Annotated in this window: 4 protein-coding genes; 1 reads left to right on the top strand and 3 read right to left on the bottom strand. The window is 71.1% G+C overall.

The genetic code is table 11. The annotated features are described in order from the left end of the window. Positions 1–202, bottom strand: a 202-nt coding sequence (locus VIB55_RS05675; RefSeq protein ID WP_331875696.1) for a hypothetical protein, incomplete at its 3' end; no start/stop codon positions are given. Between the two features lie 622 nt (positions 203–824). Then, a complete protein-coding gene (locus VIB55_RS05670; RefSeq protein WP_331875695.1) occupies positions 825–1,265 on the bottom strand; it encodes a hypothetical protein in 441 nt (146 codons plus the stop codon). 122 nt (positions 1,266–1,387) lie between these two features. Here VIB55_RS05670 and VIB55_RS05665 point away from each other — a divergent pair, with 122 nt between their 5' ends. Further along, entirely contained in the window at positions 1,388–1,930 is a 543-nt protein-coding gene (locus VIB55_RS05665) for a phosphoribosyltransferase (protein WP_331875694.1), read from the top strand. Between the two features lie 258 nt (positions 1,931–2,188). Here VIB55_RS05665 and VIB55_RS05660 read toward each other — a convergent pair. Beyond that, on the bottom strand, positions 2,189–2,778 hold a 590-nt coding region (locus tag VIB55_RS05660; RefSeq protein ID WP_331875693.1), incomplete at its 5' end, for a M23 family metallopeptidase.

The raw sequence follows: 2,778 nt of genomic DNA, 5'->3' as shown, positions 1-2,778 counted from the left end.
CGCGCTCCTCGTCCGACAGGCGGCGCTCGTCGGCGTAGCGGGTGAGGACGTCGGGGGTGATGTCCTCGACGCCATCGCTTTCCACCTGGCCGGGGAGCCAGCCCGCCAACCCACGCAGCATCACCTCTTCCTCCCGCTGCGTCCACGGGCGCGACCGGTCAGACCCGTTCAGATATGCGTCCACCGCGGTATCGAACCTCATCATCGCCTCCTCCCCGTCAATTGCTGGCAGACGCGCGCGTCCACGGCCCGATGGACCAATACCGCAGGACGTGCGCCGGGCGGGTAGCGGACATCTTAAGCGATTGGGAGAAAACAGGTTGCATCCCTGGACCAGCGTTGACGCGGTACCGAGGCGGGTGCTGCACGGAGCCGTACTCCGTGGATGGTGGCGAGCCGTCGCTCCCGTACGCGCAAGCACGCCGCACCTGCCGGAGCGCGATCGATTTCTCCCTTTCCCCTGCGAAGCGGGGGAGAGGGCCGGGGAGAGGGGGCTGCCGTGGCATGCACCGGCATCCGATCCAAGCGCACTACACCCCCGCTTGCGACGGTGCTTCCGCGGCGATGGAGCGTCCTGGCGCATTGTGTGGCGGATCCCTCAGTCGCTGCAAAGCGTGGTGCTGCCGCAGGTTCCGCGTGGCCGCTCCATCGGGATGACATCGCGTCGATGGATGCGGAGTGTGTGCAGGGGCCGACGACTGACCCGCGGAAGCGCACCACACTGGCTCCCTTCCCCCGCGCTGTTTGCGGGGGAAGGGCTGGGGATGGGGGGCGCCGGCCCGCACGCCGAGCCCGGTCGGTCCGCGAGCGACGTTTCGAGCCGGCTACGACCCGTTCGACTGCTTGACGAGCAGATCGAAGGCGGCGCGCTGGTGGGGAGTGAGCTTGGGCGGGATGGCGACGACCAGGGCGGGCGTGCCCGCGTTGGACGGCAGGTGAAGCACCAGCGCGGCCAGCGGCACTGGACGGGCGTACTCGCGCGAGCGGCCGGTGGCGTCGATCTGCACCGTGCGGCCCGGGATGGAGAGCGACGCCAGCAACCGGCCGTACTCCAGCCACTCGGCGATGGGGTCCGACGCGTCGTCGGCGACGGCCGGAATCAGCCGCTGGTTGAAGTAGGTGAGCGCCTGCTGAAACGCCTCGCCGTCGCGCGCCCGCAGGTCGCGCAGCTGGTCGCGGAAGAAGTTGCGCGGGTCTCGCGCGCCCGTCTCGCGGAGCGCGCGCTCGAACCGCTCGTCGGCGCGGGCGCGAAGGTCGTCTGCCATGAGCCGGATTCTATCCGCCGGGCCCGCGCCCCGCCACCGCGCGCGAAATGTTTGCTTTCATGGGGGGAATGGATCTTGTAACGTGCACGGCCCCTTTCTGAACCCGGCTCCCGGAGCTTTCCATGGCCGTTCCGACCGTGCTTCATCCCGCGCATTCGCCCGCGGGTGGCCTATCCGGCCGGTTCGACCTGTCGTGGGAGCTGTTCGGCGAGCTGTGCCGCGCCCTGGCGGTGCGTGTGGCGCAGGAGTTTCAGCCGGAGCTGGTCATCGGCATCGCCACGGCGGGGGTGGTGCCCGCGGCCACGGTGGCGACGATGCTGCAGTGCGACTTCGAGGCGATGAAGGTCACCCGCCGCGAGCACGGGCGCGTGGCCCACGCCTATCCGCGCGTGCTGTCGCCCACGCCCGTGAGCGCCCGCGGCCGCCGCGTGCTGATCGTGGACGAGATCAGCACCAGCGGCGACACCCTGCGCCTGGCTCTGGCCGCGGTGCGCGAGGTGGGACCGGCCGCGGTCCGGACCGCCACCAGCTTCGTGCGCCCCGGCGGCTACCGGCCGGACTTCCACGCGCTGGAAACCGGCTCGCTGATCGTGTTTCCGTGGGACCAGCAGGTGATCGAGGGCGGCGGGCTGGTGCCTGGCGCCATGTACACGCCCCAGGCCTGACCCGCGAAGCCGAGCCCGTCCAGGGCGACTGGAGTCGCTGCAACGGACACGAAGTCCGCCTGCGCGGACTGGCTTGCGCTTGTGTGGAGGAGGTCTGGGAGGCACGTCCGATCATGGCCAGCCGCTCCCTGTCAGTCGTCACCCCGCTACCTGTCATCCAGAGTCCTCGGTCTCCGCAGTGCGTGATCCCCCAAACCACGGAGAGCCGCGGCGGGGCCGCGGCTCTCGTGCGATGGACCAGGGTTGCTCGAGCGCAAATCAGCGGTCTTCGCGCGACGCGGTGGCGGCGCGGGCGGCGCTGCCGGCCAGCAGCGGATAGGGATTCACGTTCTCGCTCTCCCACCAGCGCTCCATGCTGGTCAGCCGCCCCACGGAAAAGTGCAGGTGGTAGTTGCCAGGCCCCGCGTTGCCCGTATCGCCCACGTAGGCGATCACCTCGCCCCGCCGCACCCGCTGGCCCTCGCGGATGCCGGCCGCGTACCGCTCCAGGTGGGCGTAATAGAAGAGCGTCCGTCCGTCTTCGCCCAGTTGGTAGATGGTGATGCCGCCGAGGCCTCCGGTGCGCAGCCGATGGATGACCCCGTCGCTCGCGGCCACCACGGGGCTGCCCTGCGGCGCCATGATGTCGATGGCGTTGTGGGTGCGCCCCCCGGAGCGCGCGTCGTTGTACGAGTCGCGAAGCTGCTGGGGCGCAATGCCGCGCACCGGAATGGTCAGCGACGCGCCCACCGCCGGGGCGCCGTCGAGGGCGCGCCCGCCCTCGTGCGCACCGAAGTGCAGGGTGTCGCGGAGGGCGCGTGACGGCGTACGGGCCTGCGGCCCCGCGGCCCCCTCCGGCGCCGCGCCGA

This window comes from Longimicrobium sp., from assembly GCF_036554565.1.
GTDB lineage: Bacteria > Gemmatimonadota > Gemmatimonadetes > Longimicrobiales > Longimicrobiaceae > Longimicrobium.
Note: the sequence above shows the minus strand (reverse complement) of the source record. Positions and strands in the feature narration are given on the sequence as shown.

Excerpts from the sequence above, each read along its gene's own strand:
- VIB55_RS05670 (WP_331875695.1), bottom strand. The coding sequence starts at position 1,265 with ATGGCAGACGACCTTCGCGCCCGCGCCGACGAGCGGTTCGAGCGCGCG.
- VIB55_RS05665 (WP_331875694.1), top strand. The coding sequence starts at position 1,388 with ATGGCCGTTCCGACCGTGCTTCATCCCGCGCATTCGCCCGCGGGTGGC.